Raw genomic sequence first — 15,511 nt, 5'->3', positions numbered from 1 at the left:
GGGCACGGCGAAGGCCGCCCCTCGCGTCCCGTACGCGACCGGCGGCCTTCGGGCTGCGGGGAGGTCAGCCGTTGCGCGGGGCCGGGAAGGCCGGCGGGCGCTGTTCCTCGCGGAGGGTCTGGCTGCCCGAGGTGGGCTGCGGCGGCATGCTGCGGGCCGGGGGTACCACCGGCAGCGTGCGGGCCGCGGCCGGCTCGGGCGTGCGCTCCGGCTCCAGGGCGGCGCCCGGCTGCGGGGCGCGGCGGGAACCGTAGCGGCGGTGCACCGCCTGCTTGGTGACTCCGAGCGCGGAGCCCACCGCGTCCCACGAGAACCCGAGGGAGCGGTCGAAGTCCACCGCCGCCGTCACCAGGGTCTCGACGCTGTCCCGCAGCTCCTGGGCGAGGCGGACGGTGGGGGCGGGCGCGCGCCCGTAGACGACGAAGCCCGTGGACGGGGCGGAGCGGCGAGGGCGGTAGACATTGCCCAGTTGGGCCGTCAGCGTGCGCAGTGCGTCCACCTGCCGCCGGACCCGCTCGATGTCCCGCACCAGCAGGTGCAGACTCGCCCGGGCCTGGGCGTCGTGGGTTGCGTGGTCGGCCATGGATAAGCCTCTCGAACCGGCGTGAAAAGGGGCGGGCCGCTGGGGGAGGGGCGACCCGATTCGGTCAATCTCTCTTGACCAACGCGCCACCCGGGGTTGGGTCACGCTGCGGGGGCGTACACGCATATGCGCAGGGCGCTCGTCCCCGCGTACGCCCCCTTCCCGCGGCCCCCGGTCCTTCCCCCGCTCCGGGGCGGGGGAAGGACCGGGGCGCCCCGGCCCGCGACCCGGCCTAGACTGGTGCGCTGCCCTCCCCCGAGCTCTCGGCTTCGCTCGCGCAGGGAGGTACCCCCGTTCGCCCCTAGATGCGAGGTTTTCCCGCGTGAAGCTCGTCTTCGCTGGTACCCCCGAGGTCGCCGTACCCGCCCTGGACGCCCTGCTCGCCTCCGGGCGGCACGAGGTGGCCGCCGTCGTCACCCGCCCCGACGCGCCCGCCGGCCGTGGGCGGCGGCTCGTCGCGAGCCCCGTCGCCGAGCGGGCGGCGGAGGCCGGGATCGAGATCCTCAAGCCGGCGCGGCCCCGCGACGAGGCCTTCCTCGCCCGGCTGCGGGAGATCGCCCCCGACTGCTGCCCCGTCGTCGCGTACGGCGCGCTGCTGCCCCGGGTGGCCCTCGACATCCCCGCGCGCGGCTGGGTCAACCTGCACTTCTCGCTGCTGCCCGCGTGGCGCGGCGCGGCGCCCGTGCAGCACGCGGTGATGTCCGGCGACGAGGTCACCGGCGCCTCCACCTTCCAGATCGAGGAGGGCCTGGACTCCGGCCCCGTCTACGGCGTGGTCACCGAGGACGTCCGCCCCACCGACACCAGCGGCGACCTGCTCACCCGGCTCGCCTTCGCGGGCGCCGGGCTGCTCGCCGCGACGATGGACGGCATCGAGGACGGCACCCTCAAGGCCGTCCCGCAGCCCGCCGACGGCATCACCCTCGCCCCGAAGATCCAGGTCGAGGACGCCCACGTCGACTTCGCCGCCCCCGCCCTCCGGGTCGACCGCGTCGTCCGCGGCTGCACCCCGGCCCCCGGCGCCTGGACCCTCTTCCGCGGCGAGCGCCTCAAGCTGATCCAGGCCGCCCTCGTCACCGACCGCACCGACCTCGCCCCGGGCGAGCTCGCCGTCGGCAAGAACAACGTGTACGTCGGCACCGGCTCCCACGCGGTCGAGCTGCTGTGGGTCCAGCCCCAGGGCAAGAAGCCGATGAAGGCGGCCGACTGGGCGCGCGGCGTCCGCATCGCGGCGGGGGAGCGGCTCGGCGCCTGACGCCACCGCGGCGGACACGGGGACGTAGTCTGGGAGGGCCGGGGCGGCGCTCCCGGCCGTCCCCCGCCCGGCCACGTGCCGGTCCCCCGTTCACCCTTCCTTCGGTCACCCCTCTCCACCGACACCGGTTCATTTCTCACGCGGAGCACCTTTGAGCGAGCAGGCACGTCCCCGTACCCCCAAGCCCTACCGGCGCCCCAAGAAGGACCCCGTCCGGATCCTGGCCTTCGAGGCGCTGCGGGCGGTGGACGAGCGGGACGCCTACGCGAACCTGGTCCTGCCGCCGCTCCTCAAGAAGGCCCGGGAGACGGAGGGACCCGAGAAGTTCGACGCGCGGGACGCGGCCCTCGCGACCGAGCTCGTCTACGGGACGCTGCGCCGCCAGGGGACGTACGACGCGATCATCTCCGCCTGCATCGACCGGCCGCTGCGCGAGGTCGACCCGCCCGTGCTCGACGTGCTCGCGCTCGGCGCGCACCAGCTGCTCGGGACCCGTATCCCGAGCCACGCCGCCGTCTCCGCCAGCGTCGAGCTGGCCCGGGTGGTGCTGGGCGACGGACGGGCCAAGTTCGTCAACGCGGTGCTCCGCAAGATCGCGCAGGATGACTTCGACACCTGGGTGGAGCGGGTCGCGCCGCCGTACGACGCCGACGCCGAGGACCACCTCGCCGTCGTCCACTCGCACCCCCGCTGGGTCGTCTCCGCGCTGTGGGACTCCCTCGGCGGCGGGCGCGCCGGCATCGAGGCGCTCCTGGAGGCCGACAACGAGCGGCCCGCCGTCACCCTCGTCGCCCGGCCCGGCCGCTCCACCACCGAGGAACTGGCGGACGCCGCCGAGACCGAGCCCGGGAGCTGGTCGCCGTACGCGGTGAAGCTGGCCGAGGGCGGCGAGCCCGGCGCCCTCCAGGCCGTCGCGGAGGGCCGCGCGGGCGTCCAGGACGAGGGCAGCCAGCTCGTCGCCATCGCCCTCGCCAACGCCCCCCTCGACGGCTCCGACGCCCGCTGGCTCGACGGCTGCGCGGGCCCCGGCGGCAAGGCCGCCCTGCTGGGTGCCCTGGCGGCCGAGCGCGGCGCCGCCCTGCTCGCCTCGGAGAAGCAGCCGCACCGCGCCCGGCTGGTCGAGCGCGCCCTGGCCGGCAACCCCGGCCCGTACCAGGTCATCGCCGCCGACGGCACCCGCCCGCCGTGGCGCGAGGGCGTCTTCGACCGGGTCCTGATGGACGTGCCCTGCTCCGGGCTCGGCGCCCTGCGCCGCCGTCCCGAGGCCCGCTGGCGCCGCCGCCCCTCCGACCTGGACGGCTTCGCCCCGCTGCAGCGGGGGCTGCTGACCGAGGCGCTGCGGGCCGTGCGCGTCGGCGGTGTCGTGGGGTACGCGACCTGCTCCCCGCACCTGGCCGAGACCCGGGTCGTCGTCGACGACGTCCTGAAGAAGGTGGGCGGCGCCGAACTGATCGACGCCCGGCCGCTGCTGCCCGGTGTCCCCGAGCTCGGCGACGGGCCCGACGTACAGCTGTGGCCGCATCTGCACGGTACGGACGCCATGTATCTGGCGCTGATCCGCCGTACCGCCTGACACCCGGGCGGCGGAATCACCTGGTCTGTACCAGTACGGGACCTCCTCCTTCGTACCCGAACCGCTTCGCGGCAAAGAAGTGCTCAAGAACATGGCAGGCTTGGCACATGGCGCAGATCAATCCCAGCATCCTGTCCGCGGATTTCGCCCGGCTCGCCGAAGAGGCGAAGGCGGTCGACGGGGCCGACTGGCTGCACGTCGACGTGATGGACAACCACTTCGTGCCCAACCTGACGCTGGGCGTGCCGGTGGTCGAGTCGCTGAGCCGGGCGACGGACACCCCGCTCGACTGCCACCTCATGATCGAGGACCCGGACCGCTGGGCGCCGCAGTACGTGGAGGCCGGTGCCGGGTCGGTCACCTTCCACGTGGAGGCCGCCGCCGCGCCGGTGCGCCTGGCGCGGGAGATCCGGGCCAAGGGGGCCAGGGCGTCGATGGCGCTCAAGCCGGCCACGCCCATCGAGCCGTACGAGGACCTGCTGCCCGAGCTGGACATGCTCCTGATCATGACCGTCGAGCCGGGCTTCGGTGGGCAGTCCTTCCTCGACATCATGCTGCCGAAGATCCGCCGCACCCGTGAGCTGATCTCGAAGCACGGTCTGGAGCTGTGGCTCCAGGTCGACGGCGGTGTCGCGGAGTCCACGATCGAGCGGTGCGCCGAGGCCGGCGCGGACGTCTTCGTGGCCGGTTCCGCCGTCTACGGCGCCGCCGACCCGGCCGCCGCCGTGCGCTCCCTGCGGGCCCGTGCGGAGACCGCGACGGCCTCGGCGGCCTGGGCGTGTGGCCACTGAGCCGCCAACGGACCTCCGGTACATGAACGCGGCCCGTCGGGCCGCCGACAGAACCGAACAGGACCCACCGGATCTGACAGGATGAACGGTGAGTCCGGAGTGTGAACGGGACCGGGCACGTCAGCCCCGGTGAGAAGTGTGACGACAGTGTGACGTGGTGGCAGCAAGTGTCACGCAGCACGTGAGCAGCCGTACGTGAACAGCAGTGAGGAGATCGCGGTGGCGGGTATGTCGGCGGGACGGTCAGCCCTGCGGATGGGACCCGCGGAGCTCGTGCAGGCGGCGGCCATGGCCCGCCGTTTCTACCTCGAGGGCAAGTCCAAGATCCAGATCGCCGAGGAGTTCGGCGTGAGCCGCTTCAAGGTGGCCCGGGTCCTGGAGACCGCCCTGGAGCGCGACCTCGTGCGCATCGAGATCCGCGTACCGGCGGAGCTGGACGCCGAGCGCTCGGACGCGCTCCGCGCCCGCTACGGGCTCCGCCACGCCGTCGTCGTCGAGTCACCGGCGGAGGGCGAGGACGAGTCGCCCGACCCGGAGAACCTCGGCGAGGTCGCGGCCGACCTGCTCGGCGAGCTGGTCACCGAAGGGGACGTCCTGGGCCTGGCCTGGGGCCGTTCCACCATCCACATGGCGGCGGCGCTCGACCGGCTGCCGCCCTGCACCGTCGTCCAGCTCACCGGCGTCTACGACGCGGGCACGGCCGAGCGCGGCTCGGTCGAGGCGGTACGGCGTGCCGCCCAGGTCTCCGGCGGCGAGGCGCACCCGATCTACGCGCCGATGCTGCTGCCGGACCCGGCCACCGCGGCCGCGCTGCGCAGCCAGACCGGGATCGCGCGGGCCTTCGAGTACTTCGACAAGGTGACGGTCGCCTGCGTCTCCATCGGCTCCTGGGAGCCGGGCATCTCCACCGTCCACGACATGCTGTCCGACGAGGAGCGCGCCCACTACGCGTCGCTCGGCGTCGCCGCCGAGATGTCCGCGCACCTCTTCGACACGGAGGGGCGCCGGGTCGGTCGTGACCTGGGCGAGCGGTGCATCACCGTCGAGGCGGACCGGCTGCGCCGGATCCCCGAGGTCGTCGCCATCGCGGGCGGCCAGCGCAAGGCGGCGGCGATCGGCGCGGTGCTCCGCTCGGGTCTGGTCACCAGCCTCGTGACGGACCGCTCGGCGGCCGACTACCTGCTCACCGAGTCCAGCCCGGGCCCCCGCCCGGCCCTCGACCGCGCGGACCCGGACGGCATCTGACCCGGCACCCCCGCTTCGACACGCCCCGCCGCTCACCCGGCGGGGCGTTCGTGTCGGCGGCGGCGGTCGGTGGCAGCATCGGGGCATGATCCTGCGATGCGCCCGGCTCGGGCTCGCCCTGCTGGCCGGGCTCTCGCTGCTGCTGACCGGCTGCTCCGGCGGAACGGGCGGCGCCACGGGCACCGGCGCCGGCACCACCACGAGCACCACCACCACGGGCCCCTCCCACACCGCCGGCCCCTCGCGCACCACGGCGGCCGCCCCGCCCCCGGGCACACGGAGTCCGGGCGCCGCCCCGACCCGCTTCTCGCGGCTCCCCGTCGTCCACGAGGCCGCACTGCCCGCCGAGGCCCGGCGGACCCTCGCGCTGATCAGGAGCGGCGGCCCCTTCCCGTACGCCAAGGACGGCACCGTGTTCGCGAACTTCGAGCGCGTGCTGCCGCAGCACAAGCGCGGCTACTACCACGAGTACACGGTCCGGACCCCCGGCGAGCGCGACCGCGGGGCCCGGCGGATCGTGACCGGACGGGACGGGGACGTGTACTACACCGACGACCACTACGAGAGTTTCCGGGAGGTGGTCGCGGATGAGGCTCGATGAGCTCGGCGACCCCGTCGTCCTCGACCTGTACGGGGTCGCCGACAAGGGCGCCTTCATGGAGCGCTGCGCCACCGCGCTCGCCCTGCCCGACTGGTTCGGGCGCAACTGGGACGCCCTCGCCGACTGTCTGACCGACCTGCCCGAGCCCGTCGCGCTCGTCGTCACCGGCTGGCAGGAGTACGCCGGGACCCACCCGCGCGAGTGGCGGCTCGCCCAGGACGTCTTCGCCTCGGCCGTCGAGGAGCGCCCCGCGCGCCTCGCCGTGTTCCTCTCCCTCGGGGAGATCTTCGGAGGAAACGACGAAAGGCCTCCCGCGAGCCTCGGATGATTCGCCCGGGGCTGGTATTCGTACAGGCGTGGGACAATGAACTACGTGCTTTTTCCCCTGGCTGAAATGCCTAGGGGCCGATCCGAACGACTGGGATGTCAGCACGTGCGTTTCCTCAATGACGTCAAGCCGCCGTACGACCTCACGTACGACGATGTGTTCATGGTGCCGAGCCGCTCGGCCGTGGGTTCCCGACAGGCCGTGGACCTCTCCTCGCCCGACGGGACCGGTACGACGATCCCGCTGGTCGTCGCCAACATGACCGCCATCGCCGGCCGCCGCATGGCCGAGACCGTCGCCCGGCGCGGCGGCCTGGTCGTCATCCCCCAGGACATCCCGATCGAGGTCGTCACCGACGTCATCGGCTGGGTCAAGAGCCGCCACCACGTCCTGGACACCCCCATCGTCCTGGAGCCCCACCAGACCGTCGCCGACGCGCTGTCCCTGCTGCCCAAGCGGGCGCACGACGCCGGTGTCGTCGTGGACGAGGACCGGCGTCCGATCGGTGTCGTCACCGACGCCGACCTGTCCGGTGTGGACCGCTTCACCCAGCTCTCCGAGGTCATGTCGAAGGACCTGCTGCTCCTCGACGCCGACATCGAGCCGCGCGAGGCCTTCAACACCCTCGACGCCGCCAACCGCCGCTACGCCCCGGCCGTCGACAAGGACGGCCGGCTCGTCGGCATCCTCACCCGCAAGGGCGCGCTCCGCGCGACCCTGTACAGCCCGGCCGTCGACGCCAAGGGCGGCCTGCGCATCGCCGCCGCCGTCGGCATCAACGGCGACGTGGCGGGCAAGGCCAAGCAGCTGCTCGACGCGGGCGTGGACACGCTCGTCATCGACACCGCGCACGGCCACCAGGAGTCGATGATCAGCGCGATCAGGACCGTCCGGGGGCTCGACCCGCACGTCCCGATCGTGGCCGGCAACATCGTCGCCGCCGAGGGCGTCAAGGACCTCATCGAGGCCGGCGCGGACATCATCAAGGTCGGTGTGGGCCCCGGCGCCATGTGCACCACCCGCATGATGACCGGTGTGGGCCGCCCGCAGTTCTCCGCCGTCCTGGAGTGCGCCGCCGAGGCGAAGAAGTACGGCAAGCACGTCTGGGCCGACGGGGGTGTCCGGCACCCGCGCGACGTCGCCATGGCGCTCGCCGCCGGTGCCTCCAACGTCATGATCGGCTCCTGGTTCGCCGGGACCTACGAGTCCCCGGGCGACCTCCAGCACGACGCCCAGGGCCGTGCGTACAAGGAGTCCTTCGGCATGGCCTCGGCCCGCGCCGTCCGGAACCGCACGAGCGACGAGTCCTCCTACGACCGCGCCCGCAAGGCGCTGTTCGAGGAGGGCATCTCCACCTCGCGCATGTTCCTCGACCCGCAGCGTCCGGGCGTCGAGGACCTGATCGACTCGATCATCGCGGGTGTCCGCTCCTCCTGCACGTACGCCGGTGCCGCCTCCCTCGCCGAGTTCGAGGAGAAGTCGGTCGTGGGCATCCAGTCCGCCGCCGGTTACGCGGAGGGCAAGCCGCTGCACGCCAGCTGGAGCTGACGCTCCCCGGCTCCTCTGGAGCCGGTGGCGAAGCCTGTGCGCTAGAGCCGACCGCGGGCCCCCGGGAGATCCCTCCCGGGGGCCCGCGGCGTTCCCGGGGCCGCGAAACCCGTCGCCCGCAGCTCCCGGGCCACCGCCGCCGCGATCCGCCGGTGGCCCCGGTCGTTGGGGTGGAGCCCGTCGGCGAGGTCCTGCGGCCCGAGCAGCGGCCGGCCGGGCAGCAGGGCCAGCCGGGTGTCGCCGGCCGCCACGAGGCCCCGTACGGCCTCCTCCATGGCCGTCCGCAGCTCCGCCAGGGTGGCGCCCAGGGCGTTGCCGGTCCGCTCGGCCGCCGGGCGCAGCACGGGGGAGAGGAACAGCAGCGGGGTGTCGGGGTGCCCGCGGCGGATCAGGGTGACGAAGGCGCGGGTGGTCTCGTGCAGCAGCGGGGCCGAACAGGGCACGGCACCCCAGCAGTTGGTGCCGAAGGCGAGGGTGATCAGCTCGCCGGGGAGCCGGGCGAGGTGTTCGGCGAGCGGGAGTTCGCCGCGCGCGCCGCCCGCGAAGCCGAGGTTGACGGGGTCCAGGCCGAGCGTCCGGCCCGCCGTCGCGGGCCAGGAGTGCGCGGGGCGGGTCGACCACCAGCCCTCGGTGATGGAGTCGCCGTGGACCAGCCAGCGAGGGCGCCGGGGCGCGGGGGACAGGGCGCCGCCGATCGGCCGCAGGCCGCGTACCACCGGCGCCTGGCCCTCCGGGAGGTGGATCGTGAACTCGCCGCCGTCCGGCGGGAGTTCGAGCAGTACGGAGTTCTCCTCCGCCGGTTCCGCGAACACCTCGGCGAGGCAGCGCCGGCCCTGCCACAGCGCGAAGCCGTGCCGCAGCGCGCGCAGCGCGTCCCCCGGCCGGGGGAGCGCCGCCCGGTACCGCAGCTCCACGGCCCGGGTGCCCGGCGCCGCCGTGAACTCCACCCGCACCCCGATGGGCAGCGCGGCCCGCTCGGCGATGTCCCGGGGCAGCCGTTCCAGGTCGTCGGGGTCGGCGCGCACCGGCCGGTCGCCGTCCAGCCAGGCCGTGCCGCGCAGGAAGGGGGCGGGCTCCAGCCAGCTCACGTGGACCTCCGTTCAGGCGGGTGCAGCGTGGGTCACCCGCCCCGAGGAGTCAAGGTGCGCGCACGGAGCGCTCCATGCCCCTGATGTGTCGATTCATGCAGGGGAGCGCAATGTTTCCCCGTCTGCGCCGCAAGCGCGCAATGATCATCTGCCAGTGCGCAACAACCCTGCATTACGAGTGCGAAGCTCCAGCCCTTAGGCTCATGCCCCGTACCAGGAGTGGCGGCGACCGCCTGCTCGGCGGTTCCCCCTTCCCCCGTGGGCTGTGCAGTCATGCCCGCGTACCGCCGCGGTCCCCGCCCCCGTCGTCAGGCAGCGATAAGGAGCCCCCGCAGTGCTGGACCATGGCGCAGCCCCCCCGGTCGAGGAATCGACCGTCCGCAAGGCCTCCGGGCTCTCCGCCCTGACCCGCCGCAAGCCGGTGGAGAACCTGGTCGCGGAGGGTGGACAGGGAGAAGGCGGCAGTCTCCGCCGCACGCTCGGCATGTGGCAGCTGACGATGATCAGCATCGGTGCGACGCTCGGCACCGGCATCTTCGTCGTGCTCGGTTCCGCGGTCCCCAAGGCCGGCCCCGCGGTCACCCTGTCCTTCGTGATCGCCGGTCTCACGGCGCTCTTCTCGGCCCTCTCGTACGCCGAGCTGGCCGGCTCCATACCGGTCGCGGGCTCTTCCTACTCGTACGCGTACGCAACGATGGGTGAACTCGTCGCCTGGGTCTGCGGCTGGTGTCTGGTCCTGGAGTACGGCGTCTCGGTGGCCGCCGTGGCGGTCGGCTGGGGCGAGTACCTCAACGAGCTGCTCGACGGCACCATCGGCGTCACCCTCCCCGACGTGGTGTCCTCCGCCCCGGGCGAGGGCGGCGTCATCAACCTGCCCGGCCTGATCGTCGTCCTGCTGGCGATGGTGTTCCTGCTCGGCGGCGCCCGTGAGTCGGCCGTCGTCAACACGATCATGGTCGTGGTGAAGATCGCCGCGCTCGTGCTCTTCTGCGCCATCGGCTTCATGGGCTTCAAGTCCGGCAACTACAAGGACTTCATGCCGCTCGGCATGACGGGCGTCGGCGCCGCCAGCGCCAGCCTGTTCTTCTCGTACATCGGCTTCGACGCCGCCTCCACGGCCGGCGAGGAGGCCAAGGACCCCAAGCGCGACCTGCCGCGGGCGATCATGCTCTCGCTGCTCATCGTGACCGTCCTGTACGTGCTGGTCGCGGCGGTCGCCGTCGGCGCCTGGCACTGGAAGGACTTCGCGGGCTCCGAGGCCACCCTCGCCGCGATCATGAACGACGTCACGGGCCAGACCTTCTGGGGCACGATGCTCGCCGCCGGCGCCGTCATCTCCATCGCCAGCGTCGTCCTGACCGTGCTCTACGGCCAGACCCGCGTGCTGTTCGCGATGTCCCGCGACGGCCTCGTCCCGAAGGTCTTCGGCAAGGTCAGTGCCAAGACCGGCACCCCGCGCGTCAACACGGTGATCGTCTCCCTGTTCTGCGCCGCCCTCGCCTCGGTCATCCCGCTGGGCAAGCTGGTCGACGCGACCAGCATCGGCACCCTCTTCGCCTTCGGCCTGGTCAACATCGCGGTCATCGTGCTCCGCTACTCGCGCCCCGACATGCCGCGCACGTTCAAGGTCGCGTTCGGCCCGGTCTTCCCGGTGCTCGGCTTCGGCTTCTGCGCGTACAACATGTTCAGCCTCGACTCGGTCACCTGGGTCGTCTTCGGTTGCTGGATGGCCGCGGGACTCGTGTTCTACTTCCTGTACGGCATGCGCCGCTCCCGACTGGCATCAGCAGAGAAGTGATCCACCCGTAGTGCGACTCAACGACCTCGACGAACGCATCGTCCACGCCCTCGCGGAAGACGCCCGCCGCAGCTACGCCGACATCGGCTCGCTGGTCGGTCTCTCCGCTCCCGCGGTCAAGCGGCGGGTCGACCGGCTCCGGGCCGAGGGCGCGATCACCGGCTTCACCGTACGGGTGGACCCGGCGGCGCTCGGCTGGGAGACCGAGGGGTTCGTCGAGATCTACTGCCGCCACAACACCTCGCCGGAGGACATCCGGCGAGGGCTGGAGCGGTATCCGGAGGTGGTGTCCGCGTCGACCGTCACCGGTGACGCGGACGCCGTCGTCCAGGTCTTCGCCTCCGACATGCGCCACTTCGAGCGCGTCCTGGAGCGCATCGCGGGCGAGCCCTTCGTGGAGCGCACCAAGTCCGTCCTGGTGCTCTCGCCGCTGCTGCGGCGCTTCTCCTCCGGCTCGCCCGCGTAGCCCTGACGGGCCGGGCGGGTCCGGGCGGCGCGGGCCGTGGTTCCCGCACCGCCCCTCGCCCGCCCACCCCCGTGGGGCGGTCCGATGGCTACTCGGTCGGGTACGTGAACTGCCAGGGCAGCACCGTGAAGTCGCCGGTGCCGGCCTTGACCCGCTCGAACGGGGCGGCGCTGTTGCAGGGCGGGACCTCGTCCTTCGTCGGGTCGGACGCCATCCAGCTGTAGCCCAGCCGGTCGTGCCCGCCGTTGTCGTACACCGACACGCCGACCCGCTTGTGCAGGAGACCGGGCACGTCGGTCTCGGTGACCACGCCGGTGACCGTGGCCGCCTTGCCGCCCGTCGCGAGGCAGTCGACCTTCACCTCGGCGGTGCCGCCCCACTCCCCCTTGTAGTGGCTGTAGTGGAAGGTGCCGGTGGCGGCCAGCGGGTTGTTCCGGTCCTTCGCCGCCAGATGCGCGTCGAAGCTGAAGGTGATGTCGTCCCCGGCGGGCCGGTAGAGCTTCGCGGTGCCGGTCAGCGCGGCGGCCTCCCGACCGCCCCCCTTCCCGTCGCCCGACGCGGTGGCGGAGCCGGCCGCTCCGGCGGTGATCAGCAGTGCGGCGGCCACGGCGGCGATCTTCGTGCGGCGGTTCATGTCGTTGCGGTCCTTTCGGCAGGTCAACCGGACGACCACCACTCTTCCGCGCCAGCCGCGCCGCGGCGTCGGGCCCGGGGAGGGTCCGCGTCTCCGCCGCGCGGCGGGGGAGTCCTACGACCCGGGTCGCGGCCGTACGCAACGAATCACCGTCGAGGCCGACGATCGCGCAACGGTTCGACGGTCGGTCCGCAACGGTCTCGCCTTGTCCCGGCAGAGCCCGAAACCGTACCGTTTTGGACGTCTTCCCTTTGAATCCCTCCCTCACCTTCTGCCCCCGAGGATCGCCGATGCCCGCGCTGCGCACCGCCCTGCTCCAGAGCTCCGGACAGCTCGGTGACGTGGCCGCCAATCTGAAGATCCTCGACGAGGCCGCGGGCCGCGCCGCGGCGGCCGGGGCCGGGCTGCTCCTCGCCCCCGAGCTGTACCTCACGGGCTACGCGATCGGCGCCGACATCGCCCGCCTCGCCGAGCCCGCCGACGGCCCCTCCGCGCGGGCCGTCGCCGAGATCGCCGTCCGCCACGGCCTGGCCGTCGGCTACGGCTACCCGGAGCGGGACGCCGAAGCGCACGGGGTGCTCCACAACTCCGCGCAGCTCTTCGGCGCCGACGGCGCCGTGCTCGCGCACTACCGGAAGACCCATCTCTTCGGCGACTTCGAGCTGAAGTGGTTCACGCCCGGCGACCGTGCCGTCGTCCAGGCGGAGCTCGCCGGCCTCACCGTCGGTCTGATGATCTGCTACGACGTCGAGTTCCCCGAGAACGTACGGGCGCAGGCGCTGGCCGGCACCGACCTCCTCCTCGTGCCGACCGCGCTCATGCATCCGGCCGAGGTCGTCCCCGAGTCCGTCGTCCCCGTGCGCGCCTTCGAGAACCAGATGTACATCGCGTACGCCAACCGGACCGGCCCCGAGGGCGACTTCGAGTTCGTCGGCCTGTCCACGCTCGCGGCCCCCGACGGCACCGCCCGGGTCCGCGCCGGACGGGGCGAGGACCTCGTCATCGGTGACGTCGACAGCGACTTCCTCGCGGCCTCCCGTGCGGAGAACCCCTACCTCCGCGACCGGCGCCCGGGCCTCTACGGCCCCCTGGTCCACGACCGGGCCTGAGCCGCTCCCGCCCGTCCTCCCCCGCTTCGTTCTTTCCCGCAAGGAGTCCGTACCCCATGACGTCCACCGTGCCCAACGCCGTCGAGCACGCCGACGAGCAGCAGCCGCCGATCACCATGTTCGGTCCGGACTTCCCGTACGCCTACGACGACTTCCTGGCCCACCCGGCCGGGCTCGGCCAGATACCCGCGACCGAGCACGGCACCGAGGTCGCCGTCATCGGTGGCGGTCTCTCCGGCATCATCGCCGCGTACGAGCTGATGAAGATGGGCCTCAAGCCCGTCGTCTACGAGGCCGACCAGATCGGCGGCCGGCTGCGCACCGTCGGCTTCGAGGGCCCGGAGACCGAGGGTCTGACGGCCGAGATGGGCGCGATGCGCTTCCCGCCCTCCTCGACCGCGCTCCAGCACTACATCGACCTGGTCGGCCTGGAGACCACGCCGTTCCCGAACCCGCTGGCCGAGGCCACCCCGTCGACCGTCGTCGACCTCAAGGGCGAGACCCACTACGCCGAGACCATCGACGACCTGCCGCAGATCTACCGCGACGTCGCCGCCGCCTGGAACGCCTGCCTCGACGAGGGCGCCGACTTCTCGGACATGAACCAGGCGATGCGCGAGCGCGACGTCCCGCGCATCCGCGAGATCTGGGCCAAGCTGGTCGAGAAGCTGGACGACGAGACCTTCTACGGCTTCCTCTGCAAGTCCGAGGCCTTCCAGTCCTTCCGCAAGCGCGAGATCTTCGGCCAGGTCGGCTTCGGCACCGGCGGCTGGGACACCGACTTCCCGAACTCCATCCTGGAGATCCTCCGGGTCGTCTACACCGAGGCGGACGACCACCACCGCGGCATCGTCGGCGGCTCCCAGCAGCTGCCGCTGCGCCTGTGGGAGCGCGAGCCGGAGAAGATCGTCCACTGGGCCCAGGGCACCTCGCTGAGTTCCCTGCACGAGGGCACGCCGCGTCCGGCCGTGACCCGGCTGACCCGCGCGGCCGGCAACCGGATCACCGTCACCGACGCGTCCGGCGACATCCGCACGTACCAGGCGGCGATCTTCACCGCCCAGTCCTGGATGCTGCTGTCCAAGATCGCGTGCGATGACTCGCTCTTCCCGATCGACCACTGGACGGCGATGGAGCGGACCCACTACATGGAGTCCTCCAAGCTCTTCGTGCCCGTGGACCGGCCGTTCTGGCTCGACAAGGACGAGGTCACCGGCCGTGACGTCATGTCGATGACGCTGACCGACCGGATGACCCGCGGCACCTACCTGCTGGACGACGGACCGGACAAGCCGGCCACCATCTGCCTCTCGTACACGTGGTGCGACGACAGCCTCAAGTGGCTGCCGCTCTCCGCCAACGAGCGGATGGAGGTCATGCTGAAGTCGCTCGGCGAGATCTACCCGAACGTCGACATCCGCAAGCACATCATCGGCAACCCGGTCACCGTCTCCTGGGAGAACGAGCCCTACTTCATGGGCGCGTTCAAGGCCAACCTGCCGGGCCACTACCGCTACCAGCGGCGCCTGTTCACCCACTTCATGCAGGACCGCCTGCCGGAGGACAAGCGCGGCATCTTCCTCGCCGGCGACGACATCTCCTGGACGGCCGGCTGGGCCGAGGGCGCGGTGCAGACGGCGCTCAACGCGGTCTGGGGCGTGATGCACCACTTCGGCGGTGCGACCGACGCCACCAACCCGGGCCCGGGCGACCTGTACGACGAGATCGCCCCGGTCGAGCTGCCCGAGGACTGATCCTCCGGGCCCTGTCTACGGGCGGGCCAGCGGGGTGAGCAGCATCCGCCCCACCAGGCCCACCGACCGGTCGAGGCGTTCGGTGAACTCCTCGGCCAGGTCGGGCAGCCGCCGCAGCTGCCACAGCGAGCGGGCGGCGAGCCAGGCCCCGTCGCGGGCCCGGTCCAGGCTCCAGCAGCCGAGCAGGTGCGTCAGCGGGTCCGCGACCTCCAGGAGGTCCGGGCCCGGCATCAGTTCCTCCCGGATGCGCTCCTCCAGGAGGAGGAGGATGTCGCCGACCCGGTCGAACTCGTCCTCCAGCTCCGCCGGCGCGCAGTCGAGCGTCCGGCAGGTGTCGACCACGGCGAGGGCCAGGTCGTGCCCGATGTGCGCGTTGATGCCGGCGAGCGCGAACTGCAGCGGCCGTACGCCGGGATGCCGGCGGTAGTGGAAGAGCGGGCGCCAGCAGGCGGGGGCCGGGGCGCCGGTGCCGACGGCCTCGACGACGGCGAGGTAGCGCTGGGCGAAGCGCACGTCCAGGGTGGCGGCGGCCCGCCGGTCGGCGAAGGTGCCCGCCTCGATGGCGTGGCCGATCTCCTCGGTGACCGTCAGATAGACCCGGTTGAACACCGCGACCCCGTCGGCCGGGTGCCAGGCCGCACGGAAGGCCCGCATCCGGTCCACCACGGGGTCGACGGCGGTGAAGGGCCCGACGGGGAAGTGCTGCGTCTGCGCCATGGGTGCAGCGTGGCAGCCCCG

15 protein-coding genes are annotated in these 15,511 nt (G+C 72.7%); 11 read left to right on the top strand and 4 right to left on the bottom strand.

The annotated features are described in order from the left end of the window. Window positions 1-64: 64 nt before the first annotated feature. Window positions 65-583, bottom strand: a complete 519-nt coding sequence (locus tag ACZ3ZE_RS31170; RefSeq protein ID WP_361169318.1) for a hypothetical protein — start codon at window positions 581-583, stop codon at window positions 65-67. Between the two features lie 322 nt (window positions 584-905). Here ACZ3ZE_RS31170 and fmt point away from each other — a divergent pair, with 322 nt between their 5' ends. From fmt to ACZ3ZE_RS31135, 7 genes are all read left to right on the top strand, one after another. Next, window positions 906-1,838 carry a methionyl-tRNA formyltransferase gene (gene fmt / locus ACZ3ZE_RS31165; protein WP_361169315.1) on the top strand — a complete coding sequence of 311 codons (933 nt, stop codon included), beginning with the start codon at window positions 906-908 and terminating at the stop codon, window positions 1,836-1,838. Window positions 1,839-1,989: 151 nt separating this feature from the next. Then, complete coding sequence (locus ACZ3ZE_RS31160; protein WP_361169312.1) at window positions 1,990-3,411, top strand: RsmB/NOP family class I SAM-dependent RNA methyltransferase; 1,422 nt, start codon at window positions 1,990-1,992, stop codon at window positions 3,409-3,411. A 107-nt stretch (window positions 3,412-3,518) separates the two neighbouring features. Then, a complete protein-coding gene (gene rpe / locus ACZ3ZE_RS31155; protein WP_361169308.1) occupies window positions 3,519-4,202 on the top strand; it encodes a ribulose-phosphate 3-epimerase in 684 nt (227 codons plus the stop codon). A 195-nt stretch (window positions 4,203-4,397) separates the two neighbouring features. After that, a complete protein-coding gene (locus ACZ3ZE_RS31150) occupies window positions 4,398-5,447 on the top strand; it encodes a sugar-binding transcriptional regulator (protein ID WP_123954411.1) in 1,050 nt (349 codons plus the stop codon). Between the two features lie 85 nt (window positions 5,448-5,532). Continuing rightward, window positions 5,533-6,048, top strand: coding sequence for a guanyl-specific ribonuclease (locus ACZ3ZE_RS31145; protein ID WP_363291328.1), 516 nt, complete (start codon window positions 5,533-5,535; stop codon window positions 6,046-6,048). Continuing rightward, on the top strand, window positions 6,035-6,376 hold the full coding sequence (locus ACZ3ZE_RS31140; RefSeq protein ID WP_363291327.1) for a barstar family protein: 342 nt from the start codon (window positions 6,035-6,037) through the stop codon (window positions 6,374-6,376). The genes ACZ3ZE_RS31145 and ACZ3ZE_RS31140 overlap by 14 nt, the downstream gene beginning before the upstream one ends. A 105-nt stretch (window positions 6,377-6,481) precedes the next feature. Next, window positions 6,482-7,924 (top strand): GuaB1 family IMP dehydrogenase-related protein, encoded by a 1,443-nt coding sequence (locus ACZ3ZE_RS31135; RefSeq protein WP_361169298.1) that lies wholly within the window; start codon window positions 6,482-6,484, stop codon window positions 7,922-7,924. Between the two features lie 41 nt (window positions 7,925-7,965). Here ACZ3ZE_RS31135 and ACZ3ZE_RS31130 read toward each other — a convergent pair whose 3' ends face one another. Next, entirely contained in the window at window positions 7,966-9,012 is a 1,047-nt protein-coding gene (locus ACZ3ZE_RS31130) for a GDSL-type esterase/lipase family protein (RefSeq protein ID WP_442305928.1), read from the bottom strand. Window positions 9,013-9,346: 334 nt separating this feature from the next. Here ACZ3ZE_RS31130 and ACZ3ZE_RS31125 point away from each other — a divergent pair, with 334 nt between their 5' ends. Next, on the top strand, window positions 9,347-10,810 hold the full coding sequence (locus ACZ3ZE_RS31125) for an amino acid permease (protein ID WP_361169292.1): 1,464 nt from the start codon (window positions 9,347-9,349) through the stop codon (window positions 10,808-10,810). A gap of 10 nt (window positions 10,811-10,820) precedes the next feature. Then, window positions 10,821-11,276 (top strand): Lrp/AsnC family transcriptional regulator, encoded by a 456-nt coding sequence (locus tag ACZ3ZE_RS31120; protein WP_030691274.1) that lies wholly within the window; start codon window positions 10,821-10,823, stop codon window positions 11,274-11,276. 88 nt (window positions 11,277-11,364) lie between these two features. On the opposite strand, the gene ACZ3ZE_RS31115 is transcribed toward ACZ3ZE_RS31120, so the two are convergent. Next, complete coding sequence (locus ACZ3ZE_RS31115; protein ID WP_363292647.1) at window positions 11,365-11,910, bottom strand: Repetin; 546 nt, start codon at window positions 11,908-11,910, stop codon at window positions 11,365-11,367. Between the two features lie 290 nt (window positions 11,911-12,200). Between ACZ3ZE_RS31115 and ACZ3ZE_RS31110 the strand changes: the two genes are divergently transcribed. Both ACZ3ZE_RS31110 and ACZ3ZE_RS31105 read left to right on the top strand, forming a co-directional pair. Then, a complete protein-coding gene (locus tag ACZ3ZE_RS31110; RefSeq protein ID WP_361169286.1) occupies window positions 12,201-13,019 on the top strand; it encodes a carbon-nitrogen hydrolase family protein in 819 nt (272 codons plus the stop codon). A 56-nt stretch (window positions 13,020-13,075) separates the two neighbouring features. Continuing rightward, window positions 13,076-14,773 (top strand): flavin monoamine oxidase family protein, encoded by a 1,698-nt coding sequence (locus ACZ3ZE_RS31105; protein WP_361169283.1) that lies wholly within the window; start codon window positions 13,076-13,078, stop codon window positions 14,771-14,773. A 15-nt stretch (window positions 14,774-14,788) separates the two neighbouring features. On the opposite strand, the gene ACZ3ZE_RS31100 is transcribed toward ACZ3ZE_RS31105, so the two are convergent. Beyond that, entirely contained in the window at window positions 14,789-15,490 is a 702-nt protein-coding gene (locus ACZ3ZE_RS31100; protein ID WP_361169280.1) for a DUF5995 family protein, read from the bottom strand. Window positions 15,491-15,511 lie beyond the last annotated feature (21 nt).

The organism is Streptomyces sp. NPDC023157, assembly GCF_055560575.1.
This window is presented reverse-complemented; position numbering and strand designations above follow the sequence as displayed.